The 25,820-nt window shown below is 56.4% G+C and carries 27 protein-coding genes; 13 read left to right on the forward strand and 14 right to left on the reverse strand.

The features are described 5' to 3' along the window. Positions 1 to 46: 46 nt before the first annotated feature. Both Z946_RS0106885 and Z946_RS0106890 read left to right on the forward strand, forming a co-directional pair. On the forward strand, positions 47 to 580 hold the full coding sequence (locus Z946_RS0106885; protein WP_025054990.1) for an RNA polymerase sigma factor: 534 nt from the start codon (positions 47 to 49) through the stop codon (positions 578 to 580). Continuing rightward, positions 577 to 2,493, forward strand: a complete 1,917-nt coding sequence (locus tag Z946_RS0106890) for a vWA domain-containing protein (RefSeq protein ID WP_025054991.1) — start codon at positions 577 to 579, stop codon at positions 2,491 to 2,493. Before Z946_RS0106885 ends, Z946_RS0106890 begins: the two co-directional genes overlap by 4 nt. A 39-nt stretch (positions 2,494 to 2,532) precedes the next feature. On the opposite strand, the gene Z946_RS21715 is transcribed toward Z946_RS0106890, so the two are convergent. From Z946_RS21715 to Z946_RS0106930, 8 genes are all read right to left on the reverse strand, one after another. Beyond that, positions 2,533 to 3,744: a thioredoxin domain-containing protein gene (locus Z946_RS21715; protein ID WP_025054992.1), complete on the reverse strand. Its 1,212-nt coding sequence runs from the start codon at positions 3,742 to 3,744 to the stop codon at positions 2,533 to 2,535. 431 nt (positions 3,745 to 4,175) lie between these two features. After that, complete coding sequence (locus tag Z946_RS0106900; protein ID WP_025054993.1) at positions 4,176 to 4,646, reverse strand: Hsp20 family protein; 471 nt, start codon at positions 4,644 to 4,646, stop codon at positions 4,176 to 4,178. A gap of 126 nt (positions 4,647 to 4,772) precedes the next feature. Then, positions 4,773 to 5,591 (reverse strand): trypsin-like serine peptidase, encoded by an 819-nt coding sequence (locus tag Z946_RS0106905; protein ID WP_052836081.1) that lies wholly within the window; start codon positions 5,589 to 5,591, stop codon positions 4,773 to 4,775. After that, positions 5,588 to 6,370: a trypsin-like serine peptidase gene (locus Z946_RS0106910; RefSeq protein ID WP_037969472.1), complete on the reverse strand. Its 783-nt coding sequence runs from the start codon at positions 6,368 to 6,370 to the stop codon at positions 5,588 to 5,590. Before Z946_RS0106910 ends, Z946_RS0106905 begins: the two co-directional genes overlap by 4 nt. Before the next feature lie 100 nt (positions 6,371 to 6,470). Further along, positions 6,471 to 7,862: a glycolate oxidase subunit GlcF gene (gene glcF / locus Z946_RS0106915; RefSeq protein ID WP_025054996.1), complete on the reverse strand. Its 1,392-nt coding sequence runs from the start codon at positions 7,860 to 7,862 to the stop codon at positions 6,471 to 6,473. 35 nt (positions 7,863 to 7,897) lie between these two features. Next, complete coding sequence (locus Z946_RS0106920; protein ID WP_025054997.1) at positions 7,898 to 8,263, reverse strand: hypothetical protein; 366 nt, start codon at positions 8,261 to 8,263, stop codon at positions 7,898 to 7,900. Further along, positions 8,260 to 9,378 (reverse strand): FAD-binding protein, encoded by a 1,119-nt coding sequence (locus tag Z946_RS0106925; RefSeq protein ID WP_025054998.1) that lies wholly within the window; start codon positions 9,376 to 9,378, stop codon positions 8,260 to 8,262. The genes Z946_RS0106920 and Z946_RS0106925 overlap by 4 nt, the downstream gene beginning before the upstream one ends. 49 nt (positions 9,379 to 9,427) lie before the next feature. Then, a complete protein-coding gene (locus Z946_RS0106930; protein ID WP_025054999.1) occupies positions 9,428 to 10,876 on the reverse strand; it encodes an FAD-linked oxidase C-terminal domain-containing protein in 1,449 nt (482 codons plus the stop codon). A gap of 97 nt (positions 10,877 to 10,973) precedes the next feature. On the opposite strand from Z946_RS0106930, the gene Z946_RS0106935 reads away from it, so the two are divergent. Continuing rightward, positions 10,974 to 11,666 carry a DUF599 domain-containing protein gene (locus Z946_RS0106935; protein ID WP_025055000.1) on the forward strand — a complete coding sequence of 231 codons (693 nt, stop codon included), beginning with the start codon at positions 10,974 to 10,976 and terminating at the stop codon, positions 11,664 to 11,666. A gap of 43 nt (positions 11,667 to 11,709) precedes the next feature. Next, positions 11,710 to 12,072 carry a hypothetical protein gene (locus Z946_RS0106940; protein WP_025055001.1) on the forward strand — a complete coding sequence of 121 codons (363 nt, stop codon included), beginning with the start codon at positions 11,710 to 11,712 and terminating at the stop codon, positions 12,070 to 12,072. A 2-nt stretch (positions 12,073 to 12,074) separates the two neighbouring features. Here the strand turns inward: Z946_RS0106940 and rlmH are convergent, their stop codons facing one another. The 5 genes from rlmH to Z946_RS0106965 form a co-directional block, all read right to left on the reverse strand. After that, positions 12,075 to 12,545: a 23S rRNA (pseudouridine(1915)-N(3))-methyltransferase RlmH gene (gene rlmH / locus Z946_RS0106945; protein ID WP_025055002.1), complete on the reverse strand. Its 471-nt coding sequence runs from the start codon at positions 12,543 to 12,545 to the stop codon at positions 12,075 to 12,077. Positions 12,546 to 12,560: 15 nt separating this feature from the next. Next, entirely contained in the window at positions 12,561 to 12,929 is a 369-nt protein-coding gene (gene rsfS / locus Z946_RS0106950; RefSeq protein ID WP_025055003.1) for a ribosome silencing factor, read from the reverse strand. A gap of 169 nt (positions 12,930 to 13,098) precedes the next feature. Next, the gene (locus tag Z946_RS0106955) at positions 13,099 to 13,770 is read right to left on the reverse strand and encodes an FAD-binding oxidoreductase (RefSeq protein WP_025055004.1); all 672 of its coding nucleotides are present in this window, start codon (positions 13,768 to 13,770) and stop codon (positions 13,099 to 13,101) included. Positions 13,771 to 13,832: 62 nt separating this feature from the next. Further along, complete coding sequence (locus tag Z946_RS0106960) at positions 13,833 to 14,552, reverse strand: hypothetical protein (protein ID WP_025055005.1); 720 nt, start codon at positions 14,550 to 14,552, stop codon at positions 13,833 to 13,835. A gap of 62 nt (positions 14,553 to 14,614) precedes the next feature. Next, the gene (locus Z946_RS0106965; protein WP_025055006.1) at positions 14,615 to 15,967 is read right to left on the reverse strand and encodes a mechanosensitive ion channel family protein; all 1,353 of its coding nucleotides are present in this window, start codon (positions 15,965 to 15,967) and stop codon (positions 14,615 to 14,617) included. 253 nt (positions 15,968 to 16,220) lie between these two features. Between Z946_RS0106965 and leuC the strand changes: the two genes are divergently transcribed. From leuC to Z946_RS21035, 7 genes are all read left to right on the forward strand, one after another. Beyond that, positions 16,221 to 17,627 carry a 3-isopropylmalate dehydratase large subunit gene (gene leuC, locus Z946_RS0106970; RefSeq protein WP_025055007.1) on the forward strand — a complete coding sequence of 469 codons (1,407 nt, stop codon included), beginning with the start codon at positions 16,221 to 16,223 and terminating at the stop codon, positions 17,625 to 17,627. A 157-nt stretch (positions 17,628 to 17,784) separates the two neighbouring features. Further along, complete coding sequence (leuD, locus tag Z946_RS0106975; protein WP_025055008.1) at positions 17,785 to 18,390, forward strand: 3-isopropylmalate dehydratase small subunit; 606 nt, start codon at positions 17,785 to 17,787, stop codon at positions 18,388 to 18,390. 305 nt (positions 18,391 to 18,695) lie between these two features. Beyond that, positions 18,696 to 19,538 (forward strand): hypothetical protein, encoded by an 843-nt coding sequence (locus Z946_RS0106980; protein ID WP_025055009.1) that lies wholly within the window; start codon positions 18,696 to 18,698, stop codon positions 19,536 to 19,538. Positions 19,539 to 19,582: 44 nt separating this feature from the next. After that, the gene (locus Z946_RS0106985) at positions 19,583 to 20,527 is read left to right on the forward strand and encodes an endonuclease/exonuclease/phosphatase family protein (protein ID WP_025055010.1); all 945 of its coding nucleotides are present in this window, start codon (positions 19,583 to 19,585) and stop codon (positions 20,525 to 20,527) included. A gap of 66 nt (positions 20,528 to 20,593) precedes the next feature. Then, complete coding sequence (gene leuB, locus Z946_RS0106990) at positions 20,594 to 21,700, forward strand: 3-isopropylmalate dehydrogenase (RefSeq protein WP_025055011.1); 1,107 nt, start codon at positions 20,594 to 20,596, stop codon at positions 21,698 to 21,700. 469 nt (positions 21,701 to 22,169) lie between these two features. Beyond that, positions 22,170 to 23,258 (forward strand): helix-turn-helix domain-containing protein, encoded by a 1,089-nt coding sequence (locus Z946_RS0106995; RefSeq protein ID WP_025055012.1) that lies wholly within the window; start codon positions 22,170 to 22,172, stop codon positions 23,256 to 23,258. Positions 23,259 to 23,393: 135 nt separating this feature from the next. Next, positions 23,394 to 23,750, forward strand: a complete 357-nt coding sequence (locus Z946_RS21035) for a plasmid mobilization protein (protein ID WP_025055013.1) — start codon at positions 23,394 to 23,396, stop codon at positions 23,748 to 23,750. Between the two features lie 38 nt (positions 23,751 to 23,788). Here Z946_RS21035 and Z946_RS21785 read toward each other — a convergent pair whose 3' ends face one another. After that, positions 23,789 to 24,142 carry a hypothetical protein gene (locus Z946_RS21785; RefSeq protein WP_025055014.1) on the reverse strand — a complete coding sequence of 118 codons (354 nt, stop codon included), beginning with the start codon at positions 24,140 to 24,142 and terminating at the stop codon, positions 23,789 to 23,791. A 421-nt stretch (positions 24,143 to 24,563) separates the two neighbouring features. On the opposite strand from Z946_RS21785, the gene Z946_RS21790 reads away from it, so the two are divergent. Together Z946_RS21790 and Z946_RS21795 are read left to right on the forward strand one after the other, a co-directional pair. After that, the gene (locus tag Z946_RS21790; protein ID WP_025055016.1) at positions 24,564 to 25,127 is read left to right on the forward strand and encodes a hypothetical protein; all 564 of its coding nucleotides are present in this window, start codon (positions 24,564 to 24,566) and stop codon (positions 25,125 to 25,127) included. A 3-nt stretch (positions 25,128 to 25,130) separates the two neighbouring features. Beyond that, a complete protein-coding gene (locus tag Z946_RS21795; RefSeq protein WP_025055017.1) occupies positions 25,131 to 25,352 on the forward strand; it encodes a hypothetical protein in 222 nt (73 codons plus the stop codon). Positions 25,353 to 25,820: the final 468 nt, after the last annotated feature.

The raw sequence follows: 25,820 nt of genomic DNA on the forward strand, positions 1-25,820 counted from the left end.
CGGCCAAGGATTGACCAACCCCGCGCGTCATACTCTTGTGATGCTGATGAAAAGCGACGACACCACACTGGCCCTTGCGGCTGCGGGCGGCGATGCCGGTGCCTTTGCACGGCTGATGGAGCGGCAATATGACCGGTTCTTCAGGCTGTGCTTTCGGCTGACCGGCAGCCGTACCGAGGCTGAAGACCTGACGCAGGATATCTGTGCTGCCTTGCCCGCCAAGTTGCGCAGCTTCAACGGCGACGCCAGTTTCACGACTTGGGCTTACAGGATTTGCGTGAACGCAGCCCACGACCGCCGCCGCCGTGCTGCCACCCACGCACGCGCAGCAAGCGGATGGGGCGATTGGGAGATCAACCGCCGTGCTGCAGATGCGCAAGCCGAAGAAGCACTGGACTGGCTGACACAGGCCATGGCCACCCTATCTGAAGACCTGCGCGACACGCTGGCGCTTGTTCTTGACGATGTGACACATGCACAGGCGGGCGATATCCTCGGGATATCCGAAGGAACCGTCAGCTGGCGCATCAGCCAAGCCAAAAAACACCTCGCAACCCTGCGGCAGGAGGACACGGCATGACCGACGACCTCGATGATCTGAAATCCTTGATGAACGCGGCAACGCCGCAGCCCGATGCCGCGCGCAAGGCAGAAAATATCGCTTTGGCGCAGAAAAATTTCGCCAACCTCCAAGGATCGCGGGGGGAGCTGCGTCCTACTTCTGATCGCCCGAAACCGGGCTTTATCACAGGAGTAAGACACATGCTGAACATTCTCACATCACGCGGCGCACTGACCGCCTCCACTGCCTTGGTCGCCGTTGGTATCATTGCACTGACTCCGTTAGGCACGCACCTGATCCCGCAAAGTTCTGATGCACCGTTCATTCCACCCGCCGTTCAGGAAGCACCCGCCACCACCCAAATGCGCGAGACTGAAGCGGATGAGCCAGCTATTGCTGAACTGTCAGCGCCGATGGTCGAGATGGAAATGGCTGCGCAAGATATGGCGGGGCAAGGCATCGCCCAGTCCGCTGCGAAATCGAACATCCGGATGGCCGCGCCGTCGAGCCCCACAATGATGGTCGACGCACCGGTGATCATGCCGCAAAACACGACCGAGAGTTTCGCGAATGCCGATGCGAACCCTGTCGTGACTGCGACGCAATCGCCTGTTTCGACTTTTTCGATTGATATCGATACCGCCTCTTACGCCATCGTGCGCAACAGCCTGCTGAAAGGTCAAATGCCCGACAAGGATGCCGTGCGGGTCGAAGAGATGATCAACTATTTCTCTTATGACTATGCCGCCCCCAGTGAAGAAGCCGCCTTTGCTCCGACTGTGACGCTAAGCCAGACACCCTGGAACAGCGGCACACAATTGCTTGAGATCGGCATTCAAGGCGCAGAGGTGACCGAGCGGCCGCCACTAAACCTTGTCTTCCTGATCGACACGTCAGGTTCCATGCAGGATGCGAACAAGCTGCCACTGCTGAAAAAATCGTTCAGGCTGATGCTGGGCCAGCTGCGTCCCGAAGATCAGGTTGCCATCGTGACGTATGCGGGCAGCGCCGGGCAGGTCCTTGACCCAACACCCGCCTCTGAACGCACCACGATCCTGAACGCACTGGAGAACCTCAGCGCAGGGGGATCAACCGCCGGTCAAGCGGGCCTGCAACAGGCCTATGCCACGGCCGCCGGGATGGCACAGGATGGCGATGTAAGCCGCGTGATCCTTGCGACAGATGGTGATTTCAACGTTGGTCTGCATGATCCTGACGCCCTCAAGGACTACATCGCCGACAAACGCGCGTCAGGCACATATCTGAGTGTTCTGGGCTTTGGCCGTGGCAATCTGGATGACGCTACAATGCAGGCACTGGCCCAGAACGGGAACGGACAGGCCGCCTATATCGACACCCTATCCGAGGCGCAGAAGGTGCTGGTGGACCAGCTTTCCGGCGCACTTTTCCCGATCGCTGACGATGTAAAAATACAGGTCGAGTTCAACCCTGCTACTGTCGCCGAATACCGCCTGATCGGGTATGAGACACGCACGCTAAAGCGGGAAGACTTCAACAACGACAAGGTGGATGCAGGCGACATCGGCGCGGGCCATCAAGTCACGGCGATTTACGAGATCACGCCTTCGGGCTCCCCCGCCATCCTGAACGATGATCTGCGCTATGCCACCGCACAAACCACCGGCGACAGCGATGAACTGGCCTTCCTCCGCCTGCGCTACAAAGCACCTGGTGCCAACACGAGCACCCTCATCGAAACCCCGATCAGCGCTGACATTTCGGGCAATGCCAGCTTTGCCACTGCCATCGCGGGTTTTGGCCAACTGCTGCGCGACGGCACATATCTTGGTGACTGGTCTTTTGCGGATGCCATCGAGCTGGCCGATAAAACCAAAGGCGACGATCCTTTCGGCTACCGGGCAGAGGCGATCCAACTGATGCGACTGGCCCAAAGCCTTTCGGCACAATAACGGCATAGCCGCACGGAGCATCCACCGTGCGGCACCCTGTCAATTTCCATCGTGGGACCAGTGCGGCGGGTCTTTCTTCAGCTTCTTCACACCGTAGCCATCCCCCACTGTGTGCAAATCAGTGTTCTGGCCGCTTTTGGGGGACGAGGTAATCTCAACATCCTCCCCCGCCTTGTTCTTGATCGTCAGATCACCGGACCAGCTCAGTGTCCAGTCTATCGCCGTGCCGCGCGTGTGGTTCGACTTCAGGCTGGGCCGGTGAACAATGTTAAAACACCTCACCATTTCAAGCGCTTTTCCAACCGACAATTCATCCGCACCGTGATCGTAATTGATGTCCACACCTGAAATGGTCGGTACATCTGATGGCTTTATTTCCTTATATCCCACAGTCCACGCGTAATGCATAAGCGCTGCTCGCTTCGTATCCCGCAAGGTCGAACCGATCTTGACCTTTACGCCCGCATCCTCCAGCGCTTTCTTGAACGCGGTGACATCCGTCTTAAAGCTGCCTTCCAGATCGCCGATCTTTTTCGAATTGGGGTATTTTGCTTGATTACTTTGAAACCAGTTGCGGCCCGAAAGGTTCGCCGCAGGGGCCATGCCAAGCTCCGTTTCCACCACCCGAAGCTCTTCGGTGATGGCTGCGATCAGGTCATAGGCCTTCACATAATCAAACGCTTCTGCCGCCTTTTTGGCATCATATTCCCGTTCTGCAAGGCGCAGAATAGTACGCGCCTGCGCGTCCGTCAGGTTTTCAGCTGCGTCTGCCGCATTGCGCCGCTTGTTGAAATCCCCTGCCAAGGGCCCGTAAATCTGGGAAGGTGGAAAGTGCAGTTCATAGTGCTTCCAATCTGCGGCGGTCTCCTTTTCGGCAGTCGCTAATAACATCGTAGCGTCGGCCCAATGCTCCATGGCCTCTGCTTCGGCAATGTCCACTTCAAGCCGCACCGCCTTTTCCGCCCCGGGATGTTCGGAATCCAACAACTTGCCCGCCCGGACCTTATACTGGGCCCACTGTTTGGCCTTATTTTCCCAGCGCGCCTTGTTCCTTTCTAACTCTTTGCGCAGTTTAGTGACCTTAGCTTTCAGCATATTAATGTTCGTTTTAATGCTATCCAGACGCTCTTTTTCTTCTTTGTCCAACCCGTCTTCCATGAACTCTTTGCGTAAGACTTCCTCTTTCGCGGTAAGCTCGTCGATAGCCGCTTCGGCAACTCTGATCTGATGAATCTTTGGCAAGCCTGACATGCTGAATTTTCTCCTTACAAATCCCCGGGAAAACCAGCGCGATGTGCAGAGAATATTGCAGCAGCTGGTGGCAGGGGGGTGGCGAACAACCACACATTCAAAATCTATGTCTTCAAAAAACTGATGAATTCAGTACGACCATAACACCCGATGTACTGCATCAAGTCAATTTTCGCCGCTTCGCAGCCGGATTACGATGGGCATCACTTGCGGCCCAAGGCACCACCACCGAAGCGAAATGAGCTTCGCCAGGCGGAAAGGCGAACCTAGCTATCTCACGCCAGATGTTCGCGTGGGCGGCTTAACGACGGGAGGATCTGATTGCTCTTTCGCCCCAAAGAAAAAGCCCGGCGCAGTGCACCGGGCTTTCCGAGGTCTGTCTCGGGGGATGAGGGTCAGACCATCAGTCCATCAAGAAGCCAGGGGTGGCCTCAATTGACGGATTTCGCGTCAACGACGTCTTTGCTGATCGCAGCCACATCAGACGAAATCTGGATCTGGCGAGGCTTCAGCGCTTCGGGCACCTGACGCTCCAGCTCGATGTGCAGCATGCCATCGGCATGGGCAGCGCCCGTGACGGAGACGTGATCTGCCAGCTGGAAACGGCGCTCAAACGCGCGGGTCGCAATGCCACGATGCAGATAGGTCTTGGCCTCATCCTCGTCCGCTTTGCGGGCCGAAACGATAAGCGCCTTGTCACGAACTTCGACATTCAGATCGGCATCCGAAAACCCTGCAACCGCAATTGAAATGCGGTAAGCATCGTCGTTCAGCTTTTCGATGTTGTAAGGGGGATAGCTTGGGGCAGCGCCGTCATTGCTCAGGACACGGTCCATCATGTTAGCAATCTGGTCAAACCCGACGGTGGACCGGTAAAGCGGTGCAAAATCAAAAGTACGCATGTGTTCATCCTCATTTTTTGAGCGATCGAGTGTCAGACCTTCCGTTATCGGACAGGCCCTGTTGAAAGTCCGAAACCCTCAATAGGCGTTCCGGTACAGCTCATGTGGGGAGGATGATTTACAGTTTCAAGACCCTTTGGCTGTCACAAATTTTGCGCCCGAAGACCCTTTGTTTGCACCCACACCCAATCGCCGAACCGTGGCTTTCGGCCTAGGTTTGTTTGCGTACATCTGGCGCTTTAGATCAGCAATCAGGGGCGGCAATGCCATCCCCAGGGCGATTTCGCGCCCGCCCATTGTCCCACCACCGGAGATGACAGAAGCGATCTGACCCCGCCCGTTCAAATGGGTAAACACCGGCGCACCGCTAGACCCAAAGGTGACATCACAATCCAGTGCGATCAACCGCTGGCGCATGCCGAGGACCTGACACTGGTTTTGGCGAGACAACTTGTCCGAGCGGCCTCGGCCATAAGAAACAACGCTGACCGCACCCTGAGGCATCGCGCCATTGAAGACAGCGAACGGGCTCAACTCATGCGTCGGGATAGGCTTTGCCAACCGCACCAGTGCGATATCGTGTCGAACGTTCTGCAGGTTATGGGATTGCCCCGGCGTATAGCCGGTATGCGCTTCAATCTGTGCCACACCGCGTTTTGCAGCTGCCTGACCATGTGTCAGCCCCGCTTGAAAGGTCAACTCCTTCGGTAGCACCTTTGCCCCAGAAGGTTTGTGAAAGACACAATGCGCTGCCGTCAGAACCAGATCGGGTGCAATCAGCGTGCCTGTGCAGAACCCGGAAGGACCGATATCAAGCCGGCCGACGGCTTCCCATGCTAATGCATCATTCTTGGTATCCAGCGCGCGCAGCTTGCTTGATTGCGCGGCAAGAGGGGCCGTAAAGGCCACACACAAAACGGCGCAGATCATTCCGAGTTTCATCATGGTTTTATAAACTTCGCACCTGTTTGATTATTGGTCTGCCCTACCAAAACCCGCTTACGCCGCGGGCCCTCATCCTGAAAAACGCCTTTTCCGGCGACCAGTTCAGCTTGCAGTACCGCCAAAGTGGCACCCAGTGCCGTGCCAAGTGAAACACGCTGTCCATCGACCTCGGCCTTGGCAGAAACGACTGAAACGATCTGGGGCTCACCTTCCTGAAAGCTGAAGATGGGCGCACCGCTAGAACCAAAATCGACAGAACAGGAAGTGACCAGAACGCCCTCTTGTTGTGCGAGCACCTTGCAGACTTCCTGAAGCGCGGGCGATTCAGAGCGATCCTTGGCATAGCTTACAACACCAACTGAATCTCCCGGTCGGGGGCGCGAAGAGGTATTGAACGGTTTGATCGTCGTGTTGCGGATCGGGCGTTGCAGCTCAAGCAGTGCCAGATCGTTGCGCACCCGATCAGAGGATACATCGCCGTCATAGACAAATTCGGGGTGTACCACTGCGCGACGTATGTCGCGATAAGCGCCAGCACGACCGTTACGCCAACCCGCCAGAAACTGCACCTCGCCGTGATCGATACGCTGCTTGGTCTCCCGATCATATAAACAATGCGCAGCAGTCAGCACCAAACGTGGCGCGATCAAGGCACCGGTACAAAAGCCCGTGCCGCCGATATCCAATCGCCCAACTGCTTCCCACGCGCGGGCATCAACGCCCGTATCCAAGCGTTTCAGGCCTGCATCCTGTGCAAACCCGGCAGATGCGATAGCCATCGCAACAAATGTAAAAGCCGCCCAAGCCCGCACAGAATGTCCCCGCTTTAATCAGACCTAGCGGATATCCAGAACTTGCGGCAAAATTAGGGCAGACTGGTTAACGCAGCCTAGGAATTTGGTCTAAAGGCGCCGATCCGCCGCTCAGTGCGGGTGGCTTGGGCCCCCCACTTGCCCAATCCAACAGCTCGACCGTGTGCACGATCGGCACTGTCGCTGCTGATCCGATCTGCATCATACACCCGATGTTGCCCGCTGCGATAACATCGGGGTTCTTGGCCATCAGCGTGCGGACCTTTCGCTCCTTCAGCTGTCCGGAAATCTCCGGTTGCATCAGGTTATACGTACCCGCTGATCCACAGCAAAGATGCGGGTCTGCAGGCTCCACCACGGTAAAGCCCGCCTTCTTCAATAGATCCTTCGGATAAGTCTTGATCTGTTGACCATGCTGGAGCGAACAGGCCGCGTGATAGGCGACAACCATGCCTTCAGGCAGGGTGTCACGGGGTTGATGTTGATCGATTCCTGCGATCTTGTCTTTGGCCGGACGGGCGGCTTCTTCGTCTGGCGTGTCATTACCCAGCTCGATCAACACTTCAGAGACATCCTTGGCGATGGCGGATACCCGCGCCGCATCTTCGGCCAATGGATCATTGCGGAACATGTGGCCGTAATCCTTGACCGTAGTGCCGCAACCGGAAGTATTGATAACAATCGCATCAAGCCCGTCGCCATCCATTTCATCACACCACGCGCGGATGTTTTTGGCCGCCGTCGCATGGCTTTCGCTTGTCTTACCCATGTGATGGGTCAAGGCGCCACAGCATCCCGCACCCTCTGCTACCACAACCTCACAGCCCATCCGCCTAAGCAACCGGATCGTCGCATCATTGATGTCCGTGTTCAGTGCCTTTTGCGCACAACCGGTCATCAAGGCGACGCGTTTGCGCCTTGGGCCTTCCGGCGCGAAGCTTTGCGGATCGTCATTCCGGCTAACCGGAGGGATCGCCTTCGGAGCCATTTCCAGCATTGCACGCAGTCGCGCATCCGGCATCAAACGTGCAAACGGCCGCCCGATTTTGGCACCCAGCAGCGCCACGCGGAACCGCATCGGGTACGGCAGAATACGCGCCAGAATCCAACGCAGCAGCCGGTCCGTTACGGGGCGCTTATACTTCTGATCGATATATTCCCGCGCATGATCAACAAGATGCATGTAATGCACGCCTGAAGGACAAGTTGTCATGCAGGCCAAACAAGATAGGCAACGGTCGATATGTTTGACCGTCTTTTCATCCGGCACGCGTTCGTTTTCCAGCATGTCCTTGATCAGATAGATGCGCCCTCTTGGACTATCCAGCTCGTCTCCGAGAACCTGATAGGTAGGACAGGTTGCAGTGCAGAAACCGCAATGGACGCACGACCGCAGAATCTCGTTGCTGCGCTTAATCGCGGGATCGGCCATCTGCTTTTCTGTGAATGTTGTCTGCATGAGAACTCCGCGAAACTAGATTGAGTAAATGACGGTCAGCCCTGAACCATGTTGGCCGAGGCAAGTCCGAACCACGGCATCGTCGTGCCGGCGGCACCGATGACGCCAGTCCAGCGGCGCATCTGATGGCGGCTGTCGGCCAGCCGCAAAGCCTGCGCTCCGTAGGCAAGCACACCGATCCAGGCGAACCATATCAACGCGATACTAAGGACAGTCAGCAAAACGCTACGCCCCCAATACTCGGCAAACCCATAGCGAAGCGCCAATCCCGATACAGCCAGAACCGCGGTGATGATAGCAAGCTTACGTTGCTGCAAGACGGCGGGTCTTGAGCGCGTAAGTGTCCGGAAAATAAGTGGCCCACCGACAAAAAAGACAACAAACAGCAGGACCAAAATCATGCGGCGGCATCCATCAGTCCCGGATTGAAGACCCCGCGCGGATCGAACCTTGCTCGCAAACCGGCTGTGAGCTTGGCCACACCTTTGCTTTCTGTGTGGAACATGCCCAACCGCTCCTTGGTGGAGCGAGAGGCTTTGATCAGCGTGGCATGGCCATCAAATGCGCCCAATCTACCGCGTAGGTCACATCCTTCGGGCATCCGAAGCCAAATCAAACCTCCGGCCCAATCTAAGAGATGCGCCGCGCCACCTGCTGCTGCGGCCAACGCCGGTGCGTCCGACGGCTTGCACGATACGCGCCAGATATCGCCATCAACCCCGTGAAACGCGCTGACGTCCCGCTGCGTATCCCAAAAAGCCGCCGAAGCCTTGCTGTCGAGCACAGACATCTCTGGGGCATTGTTCTTCAAGAGCGATTTAAGCTGTTCGATCCGGTAAGAGACACTGTCTTCAAAACCTTCGACGCGCAGCACGCTTTGCTCGGACTTCGGATTGTGTGCCGCGCCGCTGACCTCGAACGGGCTACCCATCGCGCGGCTCATCGCGGCAACTGCATCAGTGTCCGTCAGGCCGTGCAGCACCAGACTTGCCTGTGTCTCCGGGCGGGGCAACACTTTGAACGATACTTCGCTCAGGACGCCCAACGTACCGTATGACCCTGCCATCAGCTTGACCAGATCGTAGCCTGTCACATTCTTCATAACGCGCCCGCCATTCTTGACGATGGCACCCTGACCATCGACAAAGCGGACCCCCAAAAGGAAGTCCCGCGCGGCCCCCACAGATATGCGGCGGGGACCGCTTGTGTTGGTTGCAAAGACACCGCCAATTGTCGGCGTTCCTTTGCTGCCGATCAGACCGCGGTAATCCATCGGCTCAAATGCAAGCCGCTGGTTCTCCTTCGCCAAAGCTTTTTGAACAGTGGCGACTGGCGTGCCTGCCTGCGCGACCATTGTCAGCGCACCGGGTTCGTAAAGCGTGATCCCCGACAGTTTTGCCACCGACAAAGGCGTGCCATCCTGCACCATTCCTCTGGTATTGCCGCCGCGCACGCAAAGCGGGCCTGAAGCGGTTGCAACGAAGTCGGACAGTTCTTTTTCGGTGCTGATCGTCATCTCAACGGGCCTTTTGTCGATCCACTCCGGGTGGATGCGCGGGTTTGACTTATTCTGCGGCGATCGCAAGCTCTCGGCGACTATCGGATGCGTCCAGCGGGAAAACTTTGGCGGGGTTCAACAGCCAGCCTGGATCAAACACGTCCTTGACCGCCATCTGCGCCTCAAGATCTGCGGTGCCGTATTGCACGTGCATAAGATCGCGCTTTTCAATACCGACACCGTGCTCACCGGTCAGGCAGCCACCAACTTCTACACAGAGTTTTAGGATTTCAGCGCCGAATTCCTCGCACAGCTCCAAATCTCCGGGTTTGTTCGCATCAAACAGAATGAGCGGATGCATGTTGCCATCACCCGCATGAAAAACGTTGCCAACCTTCAGGCCGAATTCCTCTGACATTTCACCGATGCGGCGCAAAACCATAGGAAGCGCGCTGACAGGGATGGTCCCGTCCAGACACATATAATCATTGATTTGCCCCATCGCGCCGAAAGCAGACTTGCGACCCAACCAGATTTTTGCACTTTCCTCGGCTGATTTGCTTTCGCGAAGCTCGACCGGATTATGCTTTCGGGCAATATCCATGATCAGGCCCAATTGATGGTCGATTTCAGCATCCGATCCTTCAACCTCGACAATCAACAGCGATTCGCACATCGGGTATCCGGCTTTTGCAAAAGCCTCGGTCGCTTCAATGCAGGGCCGATCCATAAATTCGATCGCAACCGGCAAAACACCCGCCTTGATGATATCAGAAACACACTCCCCCGCGACTTCGTTGTCATCAAAACCGATCAGAACAGGCCGCGCGCCCTCAGGCTTTGGCAAAATCCGCAACGTTGCCTCAGTTACAACACCCAGCTGTCCCTCGGACCCGCAGATCAGGCCCAGCAGATCCAGACCACCCGCGTCCAGATGACCGCCGCCGATCTCGACAACCTCTCCGTCCATCATGACCATGGTGACGCCCATCAAGTTGTTGGTGGTCACACCGTATTTGAGGCAATGCGCGCCACCCGAATTCATCGCGATGTTGCCCGCGATAGCGCAGGCAAGTTGCGAAGACGGATCAGGGGCGTAGAAAAAGCCGTCGGCCTCTACCGCACCGGTCACACTCAGATTGGTACGCCCCGTCTGTACCCGGATGAGCCTGTTGTCGTAGTCAGTCTCGATCACGTCCGCCATCCGGGCAACGCCCAGAATGACGCAATCGGCTGTCGGCAACGCGCCCCCCGCAAGCGATGTACCCGACCCCCGCGGCACGACCGGCACCATCTCCTGATGACAAATGCGCAGGATATCCGACACCTCCTGGGTAGACGACGGCAGCACAGCCACCATCGGCGGGCACCTGTATGCCGTCAGCGCGTCACATTCATATGCTTTTGTCTCGCGCTCTTCGTGGATCACGGCATCTGCCGGAAGAACTTCCAGCAGGCGCGCGACCACGCGGGCTTTCTTTGCAAGCACACCGGCATTCGGGACAGGCATTTCCATATCTCTTCTCCTCGGGCACCACATGGAAGCTTTGGTAAACTAATATTACCAATTATGGGCGCTGGCAACAATCTTCTCATCTAGCTAGAACGGTAACATGAACTGGTCCGAACGCATTGCTCTGTTTTCACCGCTGGATATGGCTGCCGTCGGCCTGATTTTTGCGCTTTGGTTGTTGATCGGCTGGCGCATCGAGCGGAGCACAGTCAAAAACCCGTCCGTGTCAAAGGTGATGGCAGACTATCGCCGGGCGTGGATGCGCGAGATGATCACCCGGCAACCGCGTATTTTTGACGCCCAAACCATGGGTAATCTGCGACAAGCGACGACGTTCTTTGCATCAACCAGCATGATTGCGATCGGTGCGACGCTGGCCCTCATCGGCAACGCCAATACACTCAGCGAGGTCGCCAAGGACATAACGCTCACCCAACAGCCAGATATTGTATGGGAAATCAAACTCTTGCTCGTTGTTTTCTTTCTCACCAATGCTTTCTTGAAGTTCGTGTGGTCCAACCGTCTATTCGGCTATTGTTCGGTCCTAATGGCTGCTGTCCCCAATGAAGTAACAGACCCACAAGCCATCCCGATGGCTGACAAGGCCGCTGCCATCAATATCACCGCGGCGCAGAGCTTTAATAGGGGTCTCAGGGCAGTCTACTTTGCGATGGCCAGTTTGTGTTGGCTTGCTGGCGCATTGCCGCTGATTGCTGGTGCAATTTTAACACTTTTCGTGATCTGGCGGCGCGAATTCGCATCACATTCGCGTAGCATCCTCTTGGAAAAGTAGTACAGTGGATTATATACCCTGATATTAACCGCTAGGTATTATCATGTACATTCGCTGCATTTCCGCCCTCGCTCTTTGCGCTGCATTCGCCGTTCCGGCATTTGCGGACGCCCCTGAAATCCAGGAAGCCACCGCTAAAAAGTCGGGGGCATACTGGACGTTTGATGTCACGCTGCTGCACGGTGATACCGGCTGGGATCATTATGCCGACAGTTGGCGGGTCGTAGACAATGATGGAAACGTGCTCGGTACACGCAACCTCGCGCATCCACACACCAACGAACAACCATTCACGCGGTCGCTATCCGGCGTTGAAATCCCCTCCGGCATAACAGAGGTCGGGATTCAGGCCAGTGATAATCTGACGGGTTGGAGCAGCCAGATCAAGAAGATCACTCTGAAGTAGCGTCAGGTTCTATGATAGGGGCCGCCGGAGAGGATGGATGCCGCACGATAGAGCTGCTCTGAAAGCATCACGCGGACCATCATGTGTGGCCAAACCATTTTCCCGAAAGATACCGCATGGTCGGCTCGCTTGCGAAAAGCCGGATCAATGCCGTCTGCACCGCCGATCACGAAGGCCAAATCGCCGCGCCCTGTGTCGCGCCAACCTGCCATTCTATTCGCAAAGTCCGGAGAGGATTCCACTTTGCCACGCTCGTCCAGAATGCAGATCAGGGAACCCGAAGGCACAGCGCGGTCCAGCAAGGCAGCCTCAGCCGACATACCGCCACCTTTTTTATCTTCTACCTCAACGACTTGCGCCGGACCAAGGCCCAAAGCCCTGCCCGTGCGATCAAATCGTTTAAGATAGTCGTCTATAAGCTCTTTTTCAGGACTGGCCCGCAGCCGTCCTACAGCGCAGATATGAACACGCACCGCGCTGGACCGGAATCAGCTTTGCGGTGCCGCGACTTCGCCGCCGTCCATCCACATCTTTTCGAGTTGATAGAACTCGCGCACTTCCGGACGGAAGACATGTACCAGCACATCACCGGTGTCGATCAGAACCCAGTCGCCGATGTCTTTGCCTTCGGTCTTGGGGGACCGGCCAAACTCATCCTTGACCATCTGCGCAAGCTTCTCAGAGATCGCGGAAACCTGCCGCGTCGAACGACCGGAACAGATGACCATATAGTCACCGATCTCTGTCTTACCCTGCAAATCAATCTGCACGATATCTTCGGCCTTGTCTTCTTCGAGGGTGGTGAGAATGCGCGCCAAGAGGGCATCGCTTGAAGTCATATCAGAAGCACCCGCCATCAGCGTTGCTCCGTGAGTCGCAGATACATCTGCGTGTCTTTGAATTGACAGGACATTGTCCTCCTTAAGTTACGCCGCCATCACAGGGGGCGCTGGGAATGTCCTTAGAATAACAATCCCAACGCGACAATTCAATGACAGCAACCAGCCATGGTGCCGCAGTGTGACATCACCAGCCTTCTTCGGTGATTATGTCCGATTTTTGTGCGCCCAACGCTTGCAGCGCATCACGGACATCATCCACAAACCCGCCCGGGCCGCATAGATAGAATTTTTGCCCAAAGTCGTCGATGTGTTCTTTGAGGAAAGCCTTGTCGATCTTTTCGCTTTTCACCTGATCGCTGTCTTCTTTGGTAACAGTAAAGACCGTCTCAAGACCCTGCATGGCTTCAAATTCTGCGCGCAGAATGATGTCTGCTTCTGTTTTGTTGGAGTAGATCAGCTTGCAACCTGAAAGGTTGCCTGATCGTGCGCGTGCCCGAAGGATCGAGATAAACGGTGTGACACCTGCACCCGCAGCGAGGAAAACACCCGGACCCTGATCGTTGATAGCTCCAAACGGTCCGTCTAGCGTGACTGTCGACCCCGGTCTCAACTGTGGCAGCTGCTCGGTGACACCATCGTGGTCCGGATAGCTTTTGATCACGAACTCCAGATTGATGTCTTCCGGCAATGACGTGAAGGTAAATGGGCGACCCTCTTCACGCCAGCCGTCTGAATTGATCGCCAGTTCGGCCGCCTGACCTGCCTCGAATGGCAAATCCTGCGGTTTACTGAAGATGTAACGATGTGTGTCGTGTGTAACGGGACTGATTTCTTTCAAAACGATTGTATTGGTCATGGATAACTCCTTTGACCGATCAACGCGCCCCGACTGATGGCAGTTCCGCCTCCTCTACGGCTCTATTTTCGCAGCAAGCCTCGCCACCCCTGATCGATTTCAGCCAGCGCACCCATGTCCCAGACAGCCGCATCGTTCAAATAACGACCGTCCGGTGTCGTATATCCAAGCGCGCTTTCCCTCTCTTGTAAGGCTTTGACCCTGTCAGGCTGAAATACTCGTGAGACACCGCTCTTCCGCAGCCCATCCGCATCGGCACGTTCAAACAGTAAAGCTGAAGGCGCTTTGGACAGGTTTACACATGCACAACCTTGCTGCGCAGCAAGCACCGCAAGACGGGCAGATTTTGCGCCAAGATCGCGCAAAGAGATGTCAGCGCGCAAAGGGTCTGCCGTTCCGGTCCCGTAAAAATGGGTGGCACCCGTTTCGGCATAGGTCATGTCACATCCCATAAACGCCATTACCCGCGGCCGCAGGTGATGCAGCGCCCAATAAGCGGTAGTGTAAGCCATCGTAGCACCCGCCATGATGAACCCACCAAAGTGGTTCTGCGCCGGCACAAAGGCATCCGCCTCGATCCAGACTTGCCCTGCTGCGGGGGCGGGCGGCTTTCGATCCGCTGGGAAATCTTCGGGAAAAACCAGAACGTCCCAGTCAGGCCGGACGCGCCATGCGTTGTTCACCACGACGATGGAATCAAACCACTCCTTCGGCCACTTCTGCGCCTCAAGGACATTAGGTCCACTGCCAAGGATGAGGACCACCGAATTTGTCGCTGTCATGTCCTGCTTTCCGTTATGTTCACCTGACAACGGAAACTACCTCTGAATGCTGACCGATCAAGTCAGCCAGATGTCGCATCTGTTTGCGGCTTGGATACGGCCAACTTGCTATCTTCCAACAACAGAACTTCGCGTTGGGGGAAGGGGATGGAAATACCGTTTTCCTGAAACGTATCCCAAAGCGCGAGGTAGACGTTGCCGCGGATATTCGTCAAACCGCCTGTCGGGTCCTTGATCCAGAACCGCAGGATGTAGTCCACAGAGCTGTCGCCAAACCCCACGATATGGCAGACTGGCGGTTTGAAACTTAGCACACGGTCAACGCTGGTTGCCGCAGCGATGGCCATCTTCCTAACCGCATGCGGGTCATCGCCATAGGCTGTCCCGAAATAGATATCGAGCCGGACAAAATCATCGGAGTGGGACCAGTTGACCACCTGCCCTGTGATCAGGTCTTCGTTCGGTATCAGGTATTCTTTGCCGTCCCGCGTCACCACGGAGGCGTATCTGGCACCCAATGTCTGGATCCAGCCAAAGGTTTCGCCCAAGGAAATCACGTCACCCGGTTTAATCGACTTATCGAGCAGAATGATCACACCCGACACAAGGTTCGAGACGACCTTTTGCAAACCGAAACCAAGGCCCACACCAATCGCACCCGACAGCACGGCCAACCCTGTCAGATCAATACCAACGGCTTTGACGCCCATATAGAAAGCGATGCCGTAGAGGGCGAGTTGCACACCCTTGACCGCCAGCACCTGCATTGAGGGACTAATGTCATCGTTCTTGCGGATTGTGCTGGCCGAAGCCTGACTGACCACCCGCGCCATGGTGAGCAGCACACCGATCACGACAAGCGCGGTGATCAGGGTCAAAAGTGACAGCCTGAAATCGCCAACAGTGATCGCCATGCCATCCATGAAGCCCGCCACATCATCAGAGACGTTCAACATGTAAAGCGTCGCATATATCCACATCGCCCACGTTACGATGCGGCGCAGCGGGCGGTTGCGCACAAGCCGTGCGGCAAAGGCGACCAGCACGTAAACCGCCGCCAAGGTTGCCGCCAACCCGATCAGATAGGACCGCGACGGCCATGTAATATTCTGCATCACCGCATAGACAAGACCGGCCAGAGCGGCGAACCACATTAGACCAAGACGTCTTTTAATCTGGACGATGAAACGTAACTGCCACTTCGCCCAGCCTTCGCGCGAGCGGACCCAGTTTTCCAGCATGACACCGGTGCCACGGTGCAAAAGCCACGCCAGAACGGCTAACCCCAGCAAGATGAACACCTGATTTTGCCGCCAGCCGGGTGCAAGCATCCCCGACATGAACGACACAACGTTGATCCAGATGCCCTGTAGGCTAGTCAGAAACTCCGCAAACGGATCAGTGGCGTCTTGCATGGAGGCTCCTTTTAGCACGAAGCGTTGCACGGCTTCCCTGCACCTGCAACCCTTCAACCCTTGCGGCAAAACCGTTCGACAGGTATCTGGGACAACATGAAACAGATTTTCGACTCAAGTGATCGCATACGCCTGCGTGAACGGTTCTTCGGTGCAACCCATAGTGTGTTGGCCCGACTATAATCTGCCTGCAGCCGCCCGCGCGGCCCCTTCTTTGCTGACTCTATTCACTCAACAAAACGGGAGAGGACCTATGTCCCCCAAAACGCTCTATGATAAAATCTGGGATGCGCATGTCGCGCACGAAGCCGATGATGGCACCTGCCTGCTCTATATCGACCGCCACCTCGTTCACGAAGTGACCTCGCCTCAGGCGTTCGAAGGCCTGCGCATGACGGGTCGCTCCGTTCGCGCACCCGATAAGACCATCGCCGTGCCGGACCACAACGTGCCGACTACGCTGGACCGCGCAAATGCGGCCACCATGACCGAAGACAGCCGTATTCAGGTTGAGGCGCTCGACAAGAATGCGAAAGATTTTGGCGTTCACTATTACCCGGTATCCGACATCCGTCAGGGCATCGTGCACATCGTCGGCCCCGAGCAGGGTTGGACATTGCCCGGCATGACCGTTGTTTGTGGTGATAGCCACACCGCGACGCACGGCGCCTTCGGTGCACTGGCCCACGGTATCGGCACTTCGGAAGTTGAGCACGTTCTGGCCACGCAAACGCTGATCCAGAAGAAATCAAAAAACATGAAGGTCGAAATCACCGGCAAGCTGCGCCCTGGTGTGACCGCCAAAGATATCACCATGTCTGTGATTGGTGTCACCGGCACAGCGGGCGGCACCGGCTATGTCATCGAATACTGCGGCGAAGCGATCCGCGATCTGTCGATGGAAGGCCGCATGACCGTTTGTAACATGGCAATCGAAGGTGGCGCACGCGCAGGCCTGATTGCACCGGACGAAAAGACGTTCGAATATTGCAACGGCCGTCCACATGCGCCGAAGGGTGCCCAGTGGGAAGCAGCTATGAACTGGTGGAAAACACTTTATTCCGATGACGATGCGCATTGGGACAAAGTCATCACGATCAGCGGCGAAGACATCGCGCCGGTTGTGACTTGGGGCACATCGCCCGAAGACGTTCTGCCGATCACCGCAAACGTACCGTCCCCGACCGAATTCAAAGGTGGCAAGGTCAATGCGGCGGAACGCTCGCTCGAATACATGGGTCTGACCGCAGGAACGCCGCTCAGTGATGTTGAAATTGATGCGGTATTCATCGGGTCATGCACCAATGGCCGGATCGAAGATCTGCGCGCCGCTGCAGCCATCCTTAAAGGCAAAAAGAAAAAAGAAGGCATTCGCGCGATGGTCGTGCCGGGGTCGGGCGTTGTCCGCGCTCAGGCCGAAGAAGAAGGCCTTGCAGATATCTTCAAGGAAGCAGGCTTTGAATGGCGCCTTGCGGGTTGCTCCATGTGTCTGGCGATGAACCCTGACCAGCTTGCTCCGGGCGAACGCTGCGCAGCGACGTCGAACCGCAACTTCGAAGGCCGTCAGGGCCGCGGTGGACGGACACACCTGATGTCGCCTGCAATGGCGGCGGCGGCGGCTGTTACCGGCAAGCTGACGGACGTGCGGGACCTGATGTGAGCAAACGCTCGTCCATCCTTTTCAAAACGCCTTTGCCAGCGATGGCTAAGGCTGCCGGAAGCTGGATGAGCAGCACTCCCCGCTCCGGTTCGATCTGCGACACACAACCAAATCCTAGCACCAAACGTTTTGGTGTCCCGATTTCAGGAGAAATCCAATGAACAAGTTTACCACTCTGACAGGGATTGCGGCCCCCATGCCGCTGATCAATATCGACACCGATATGATCATCCCCAAGCAGTTTCTTAAAACCATCAAACGATCCGGTCTTGGCGTGAACCTCTTTGAGGAGATGCGCTATGACGATGATCACAACGAAAACCCGGACTTCGTGCTGAACAAGCCGCAGTACCGCGAGGCACAGATCCTTGTCGCGGGTGACAACTTTGGCTGCGGCTCCTCTCGTGAACACGCGCCATGGGCGATCGCCGATTTTGGCATCACCTGCGTTATTGCGCCGAGCTATGCAGATATTTTTTACAACAACTGCTTCAAGAACGGCATCCTGCCCATCGCTCTGCCACAAGACGTCGTCGACGTTCTGATGAAAGATGCGGAAAAAGGTGCCAACGCACGGATGACGATTGATCTTGATGCACAGACGGTAACGACATCAGAAGGCGAGACGTTCTCCTTCGAGATTGATGCGTTCAAAAAGCACTGCCTGATGAATGGCTTGGACGATATTGGCCTGACAATGGAAAAAGCACCATCAATCGACGCGTTTGAATCTAAAGCAGCCCAAAGCCGTCCTTGGGTCTGAAACTTTGCCTATCAAGGGCGTTGATTAATACACGTTAAACGAGAACCTTGTGGGCGCCATTGGTGCGCCCACAAGATATGGGGATGTGCCGTTTTTTTGCCCGCCTATTGATGCAAGAACGCACCACCCCCTCCTTCAAAACGCCCCACTTGACAGCAAACGTTAACCAACAGGCTTGAGCGTCGGGCGGAAAGAAGGCACAAATTGGGCAGAAATGAGGCAGGCCCCTGCACACCTTGGGGGCAACAAGTTGGAACAAGTTCGCGGCACCGTATCGCGTCTGGCCAGTTTGGAAGGGTACAAGAGTGATCGGACGGATGACAGGCGCGGCAGCGCGTGGCCTAATAGTGGCTTTGTTAATTGCAATACCCGCGCTTTTGGTGCCGGGAGTTGCGAGCGATACCAGCCAGATCACGGCACTGGCCGCCATGCTCGCGGGCTTTCTGACCTTCGTTGAGTACAACTCCAATTTCCCCAGCATCGTCGAATTCCGCGATGCGCCTCCGTTCAACAGATTGCGGGTCGTCGCACTGGCCTGCACGGTCCTCATGCTGAGCCTGATCATCAAGGGTCAGACCGATCCGTCGCTTCTTACAAATGGCTTGACCTCACTTGGCACAATCATCGGCAACGCGATTGATTTCCCGTATTCACCAGTTCGCCTTGTGGTGCTGATGTTGCCTGCGGATTCCGATCCCGGCCTTATTTCCATTGTGCGCACGGCGGCCGGTATCTCGTATCTGGTGTCACTGGTCGCAATGGCTGCGTTTCTTGTTCTTGTACGCATTCTTGGTTGGCCCGCGCGGCAGGGTGCTTTTAACGTCTGGGTAAACCTGCCTCTGTTCGACCCTACAGCGGGTGGCGATGTGCTGGAACGCCTGCAACGGGATGCACGCGTCAACATCGCGCTTGGCTTTCTACTGCCCTTTCTCATTCCCGCAGTGGTCAAAGCGGCGGCTGATCTGGTAGAACCGATCACGTTGCAAAACCCGCAAACCTTGATCTGGACACTCAGCGCATGGGCCTTCCTACCTGCAAGCATGATTATGCGCGGTATTGCCATGGGCCGCGTCGCGGAGATGATCGAAGAGAAGCGTCGCCGGACCTATGCAAGCGCCGATGCAGAGAACGGCTATCAAGCCGCCTGATCTATCTGGTACTGGCGCTGTTGCTTTGTCTCGGCACCACCGGGATGGCCGACATCCTGCGGGTGGCAACCTTCAACACAGAATTGGGGCGCAAGGGGCCGGGCCTTCTTTTACGCGATGTCCTTGCGGATAAAGACCCACAGTTGGCCGCAGTATTGGGTCAAATCACAAACGCAAAACCCGATCTACTGGTGTTGCAAGGCGTCGATTACGACCTGCACCTCACAGCCCTAACTGCTTTTTCAGCGTCGCTGGCAAAGAAGGGGCACGAGATGCCATACCACTTCTCCGCAAAACCCAACGCCGGTCTTATGACCGATCTTGATCTGGACGGGGACGGCAAGCTTGGCGGTGCCGGAGATGCCCAGGGATATGGCCGCTTTTACGGTCAAGGCAGCATGGCAGTGCTGTCCCGCTATCCCATCATATCTGAAGACGTCACCGATTTCTCGGGGCTCCTGTGGCGCGACCTTCCGGATGCTATACTCCCTGAAAAGAACGACGAGCCCTTCCCGTCAACTGAGGCTCTCGCCATCCAGCGCCTGTCATCTCACGGGCATTGGAGCGTGCCTGTCCGGCACCCCACCCTTGGCGTTGTCACGCTACTCACATACCATGCGTCACCTCCGGTCTTTGATGGACCCGAAGACCGAAACGGAAAGCGCAACCACGATGAAACAGCCTTCTGGTATCAGCATTTGGAAGGGATCATCGGCACGCCGCCAACGGCACGCTTTGTCCTGCTTGGCGATTCCAACCTTGATCCAGAACGGGGGAATGGGCGCGGGGAGGCGATGCGTCGACTATTGGACCACCCCAGACTTCAGGACCCGCTTCCAAAAAGACCAACCGTAAACTGGGACCAGACCGGGCCGATGCGCGTCGACTATATCCTGCCATCCTCGGACTGGATTATAGAAGATGCACAGATCGTGGCGGACCCTGCCGCCAGCCGTCATTCCCTTGTCTGGGTGGATCTGCGCCCCTAGCCGTTCTTGACCCTTTGCCGCCATCACGCTACGCCGCGTCAGATAGATATTTTCAAGGAGCATCCCATGGCCAATCCTACCCTGTTGATCCTAGCCGGTGACGGCATCGGCCCAGAGGTGATGAACGAGGTCACCCGTATCATCGACTGGTTCGGCGAAAAGCGGGATCTCAAATTTGATGTTGAACACGATCTGGTGGGCGGTGCCGCTTACGACGCACACGGCACACCATTGCACGATGATACCATGGCGCGCGCGCTGGAAGCCGATGCTGTTCTGCTCGGTGCTGTTGGCGGCCCAAAATACGATGATCTGGACTTCAGCCTGAAACCAGAACGCGGCCTGCTGCGCTTGCGCAAAGAGATGGATCTGTTTTCCAACCTGCGCCCCGCCCAATGCTTCGACGCGCTGGCTGATTTCTCCTCACTCAAGCCCGAACTGGTCGCGGGTCTGGATATCATGATCGTCCGCGAGCTGACCTCAGGCGTCTACTTCGGAGAACCACGAGGCATCTTCGAAGAAGGCAACGAACGTGTAGGCGTCAACACCCAGCGCTACACCGAAAGCGAGATCGACCGCGTCGCGCGTTCCGCGTTCGAGCTGGCCCGCAAGCGCAACAACAAAGTCTGCTCCATGGAAAAAGCCAACGTCATGGAAAGCGGCATCCTGTGGCGCGAAGTTGTTCAGAAAGTCCACGACGAGGATTATCCCGATGTCGAGCTGAGCCACATGTATGCCGACAACGGTGCCATGCAGCTGGTCCGCGCACCCAAGCAGTTCGACGTTATTGTCACGGACAACCTTTTCGGTGACATCCTGTCAGACTGCGCCGCAATGCTGACCGGCTCCTTGGGCATGCTCCCATCGGCGTCACTGGGGGCACCGAACGCAGATGGCCGCCCCAAGGCGATGTACGAACCCGTGCACGGCTCTGCGCCTGACATCACAGGTCAGGGCAAGGCAAACCCGATCGCCTGCATCCTGAGCTTTGCCATGGCACTGCGTTACTCCTTCGACCACGGTGACGAGGCCACACGGCTGGAAAAAGCCGTCGAGAAGGTTCTGGCCGACGGCGCGCGCACTGCCGACCTGATGGGCCCAGAAGGCGGCACACCGATCAGCACCACAGAAATGGGTGACGTGATTCTCGCAGCGCTCGACGCCAGTTTGTAAGTTACCTTCTTGGTTTCAGCGTGAGGGCAGCCCCATGGGCTGCCTTTTTCGGTTTCAGAACAGGTATTCTATTTGCGGGCTTCTGTCTGGCTGCAAGATCGGAGGCTGGACGAAACACGCTACGATTTCACTGGTCCACCCCGGAGCGCAGGATGCATTAATTGCTGAGCGTTTCAGACCAAAAATGGTGACCCCGGCAGAACGCCGAGAATCGCAGAAAAAGGAAGCAAAAACAACGAAGCTTGCGGGACACACATAGCACTTGCGAGGCTTTAAGGAACAATAGGTTAGCCGCCGAAGTGGGACACACCTCGTGTCTATCCCAAAAGAAAAATCCCGGCTCGGCGGCAACCGAAACCGGGATCAAATCTAAAACAAAAGCGTCCAGCTTTCGGGAATACAGTACCTCAAGAACCGCTGTCAAAGCAACCAGCATTCAAGGCTGTCGTTGGTTCTCAGGTGGTGCATCATGAGCGTTCGCCTTGTACACGGAGGGCTCCCCTCAGACATCTCACCCTACCAACTGAAGCGATTTCTCAAGCGGGCCAGAGTTTCGCTTGGCCTGTCAAAAGGTGCGATTGAATATCTGGTCTTCGCCATCGACAACTGCCAAGCCTCAGACTTCGCGCAAGGTAGGATCTGTGCGATCTGGCATTCATTGGAACGCCTTGCCCAAACCTTTGGGCTATCGAAACGGCAGGTTGGACGGATTGAGGCCGAGCTTGTCGGGGCGGGTTTGATCCGTCGCACCTATCCCGAACGTAAAAGCCGGTCGGGCGACCGTGTTGATGGTGTCATCAAACGCGCGGCAGGTATCAACCTCGCCCCGCTGATCGAACAGGCTGAATATGTTCGTTCGCTGGTCAGTCGCCAGATGCAAATCGACGAGGATCACAAGCGTCTCCGTCAGCATATTCAAGGACTGTTCCGGCAAATCCGGGAGCTGGGCAATGCGGATGCTGATGATGCTGCAACCTCTATCCTGCCCCGTCGTCGGCCAGGAGAACTCACCGGCATCGCCAAAATGCAGGAAGTTGCTGAAGCACTGGAAGCCGTACTTTCCGATTTTTCGACGGATTGCAGTCAGCCAAACATGACCGTCGGGTCAGACGAAAATGTCCGACTCAATACGAACAAGGAAAGGAAAAACAAAACTCGTATGGCTGCGAAGCCTACGGAAGAACGCCGGTTGAAAACCAGCCCAACTCACGCCCGGCTGCTGACTGGACCACAGTTGGCCGAGTACATTGATCTGTATGCCTGCGGTGGTCCGCCCGACTGGCAAGCGATCGTAAAGGCTGCGCATGACCGGGCCTATGAACTTGGCATTTCAAGCCGGTTGTGGCGAGAGAGATGCGACCAAATCGGAGAGGTGAAGACCGCGCTTTGCCTGATCGTGGCAGATCGAAATTCGCAGAGGGATGGCCCCTTTGGAAGGAACAATGCAGCCGCTTCTTTTGCAGGGCTGGCCCGAAAGGAAAGCAGACAGATAGCTGTCCTGGACAGTTTGATCGGAGAGCTGACAAGCACTTTGATCCGATCAGGCGGCAATCCATGAATAGCCTTCGTGTGCCCCAAGAAGAGAGAGAGCAAGGTTACGCGTGTGGCTACGCCAAACGCACCTTGGAAGGGAATGGGCAAGCCCTTTCCCCTTCACCCCAGACCCGCGCGCAGAGCGCGTCAGGTGGCTGCCATGAGCAAAAGTAAGCTGGAGGCACGTGCGATCCGCGAGCTGGTCCTGCGGGTGCGCTGCTCGGAGGAAGAACGTGCGACATGGTTGAGGAAAGCTCAGGCCCAGGAGCGGTCTCTCTCAGACTACGCTCGCCATGTCCTTTCAGCGGAACCAATGCAGCGGCGGGCGCGACCCCCAGTGGTCGATCCCGCGTTACTGGCGGCGGTCGGACGCGCGGGCAACAATCTCAACCAAATCGCGCGCGCGATGCACACCGACCGCAAGGCTGGGCGGCGCATCGACTTGATCGCTGTTTACACATTGTTGATGGCATTGGACCGCGAGCTGGCCGAGATCGTCACGGAGCATTCCCGATGATGGTCCGTTTTTTCTCCCATGGCGACGGCTCAGGTCGGTCAGCGGTCGAGTATCTCGTGGCAAAGGAGGTCGCCGCTTATACGGAAGACCGCAAACGCATCGCTGGTAAGACGGTCCGGCGAGATGTAGCCCCAGAAGTCCTGTCCGGCGATCCCGACCTGACATGCCACCTGATCGACAGCAACACCCGCAAATGGAGATACACATCGGGGGTCGTTGCATTCCATGCTGAGGACGATCCCTCGGAAGCACAGCAAGCCGATGTCATGCGGGATTTTGAGAAAGCCGCGTTTGCCGGGCTCGAAGCCGACCAAGCGAATATCCTCTGGGTGCGCCACCAGCACATGGGAAACACTGAGCTGCATTTCCTGATCCCCCGCGTCGAGCTCCATGGGAACCGGTCATTCAACCCTTCGCCTCCAGGTTCGGAGCACTTCTTCAATGCGTTCCGTGACTATTGGAATGCCCAAGAAGGCTGGGTCAGTCCTGAAGAGTCGGAGCGGAAACGGATGGTCAAACCTGTTTTCGATCTCGGCGACCGAAAGAGCATCAAAGAAACCATCCAGACCTTGATCCTTCAGAAGATCGAGGCTGGCGAAGTTCGCAATCACACGGATGTTCGCGTTGTCTTAAGCGAACTGGATGGCATTGAATTCAAACCACTGTCCGAGAAACAGCTTGAGAAGCGCCGAAAGGCCGATGCCGAAGAGGCGAAAGGCGGGAAGCCACGCCGTCGCGACACACGGATTACAATGCGTCTTTCAGGCACCTCGGACAGCCAAAACACCTTCAGACTAGAGGATCGCATTTTCCATGAAACCTGGACCGCAGATGAATACTTTGCTGCAAAGCCTGCAAGCGAAGGTGGAGACGCAAAGCCACGCCACCGAAGAGCAGACCCAGCAGATGTTGAACGACTTCGAGCAGCGTTTGTCGCAAGCGTTGAACGCCGCGCTGCGAAAAGTCGATCACGATATGCGCGCCCTCGAAAGGCTGAGCAGCTCACTGAACGACCGGACGACCCACGAGATCGAGGCGCAGGCCAGCAAAATCCTGGACGCGACAGCAGCGTTGGAAGAGAGCCGGAGGGAATGGCGCACGGTGACCTGGAAGACGATGCTGCCGACCTACCTGGCCGGGGTCTTTCTGACCTCCTGGGTGCTCTTGATGGCGGTGCAGCTGACCTTTCCAGAGCAACCGTCAACGGTCGAAACGCCGGGGCTGGCAACATTCGGTCTGGAAGGGACACGCGTGACCCGTGGCCTTGGAGGCTTGGGCCAAGTGGTCAACCTTCCGCCTGGGGTGACCCTAGCCAACTGTCCCGTGCCCAATCTGGGCGGAGGCGAAGTCTGCGTCGAAACAGCCAGAACGAGGTAAGCTATGTCACATCATCAATTGACGCCCTTCGAGACAGCATTATTGCGCGCTGTAGAAGATCTGAACGCAACCTTCGAAGCTGGTTTGAAGAACGCGAGTGCTTCTCCGAAAGAGTTGGAGAATTTGCAGAACGACTTCGACGGTTTCGTGAAGGAATTGGAGGCGCGTTTGAACGGTTTGGAAGCGCAACAAAACGAACTACGACAACTCTTGAAAACTGGCTGATGCAGCTTGCGAAAAAGCGAGGGGTACACGGACTCGAAAACGCTGGAGCGAAGCCTGATAGATCATTTCCGTCAGGGCCTGAAATTTGAGCTGTGGTTGCATCGGGCAGTCCAAGAGGCGACTGCCCGACACGCTGTTACTTACGTTTGATCGTCTCGACCACATGCGTAGACTTCTTTTTCTGTGCCTTCTTAACAGTGGTGAAGCGTCCGGTTTTGGCACTGCGGCCGACTTTGAAAGATTTCTTAGCCATGATGATTTCCTTATAGGCATAGTGTTTCAGTGGGCGGGCGGCATGCCGCCCGCCTAATTTTCAAAATCGTGTTAGCCTATTCTGGAACCAGAATGGGCCACGCACGCAGCCCAAACGCTTTCGCGTAGAGCCGGGTGCCGGATTTCGGACATGTCCGCCAAGGGCGGAAAACGTACCGATATCCGGGCGGTGGAGTGAATGAACGTTTCGTCATC

The sequence above is a fragment of the Sulfitobacter noctilucicola genome (assembly GCF_000622385.1).
GTDB lineage: Bacteria > Pseudomonadota > Alphaproteobacteria > Rhodobacterales > Rhodobacteraceae > Sulfitobacter > Sulfitobacter noctilucicola.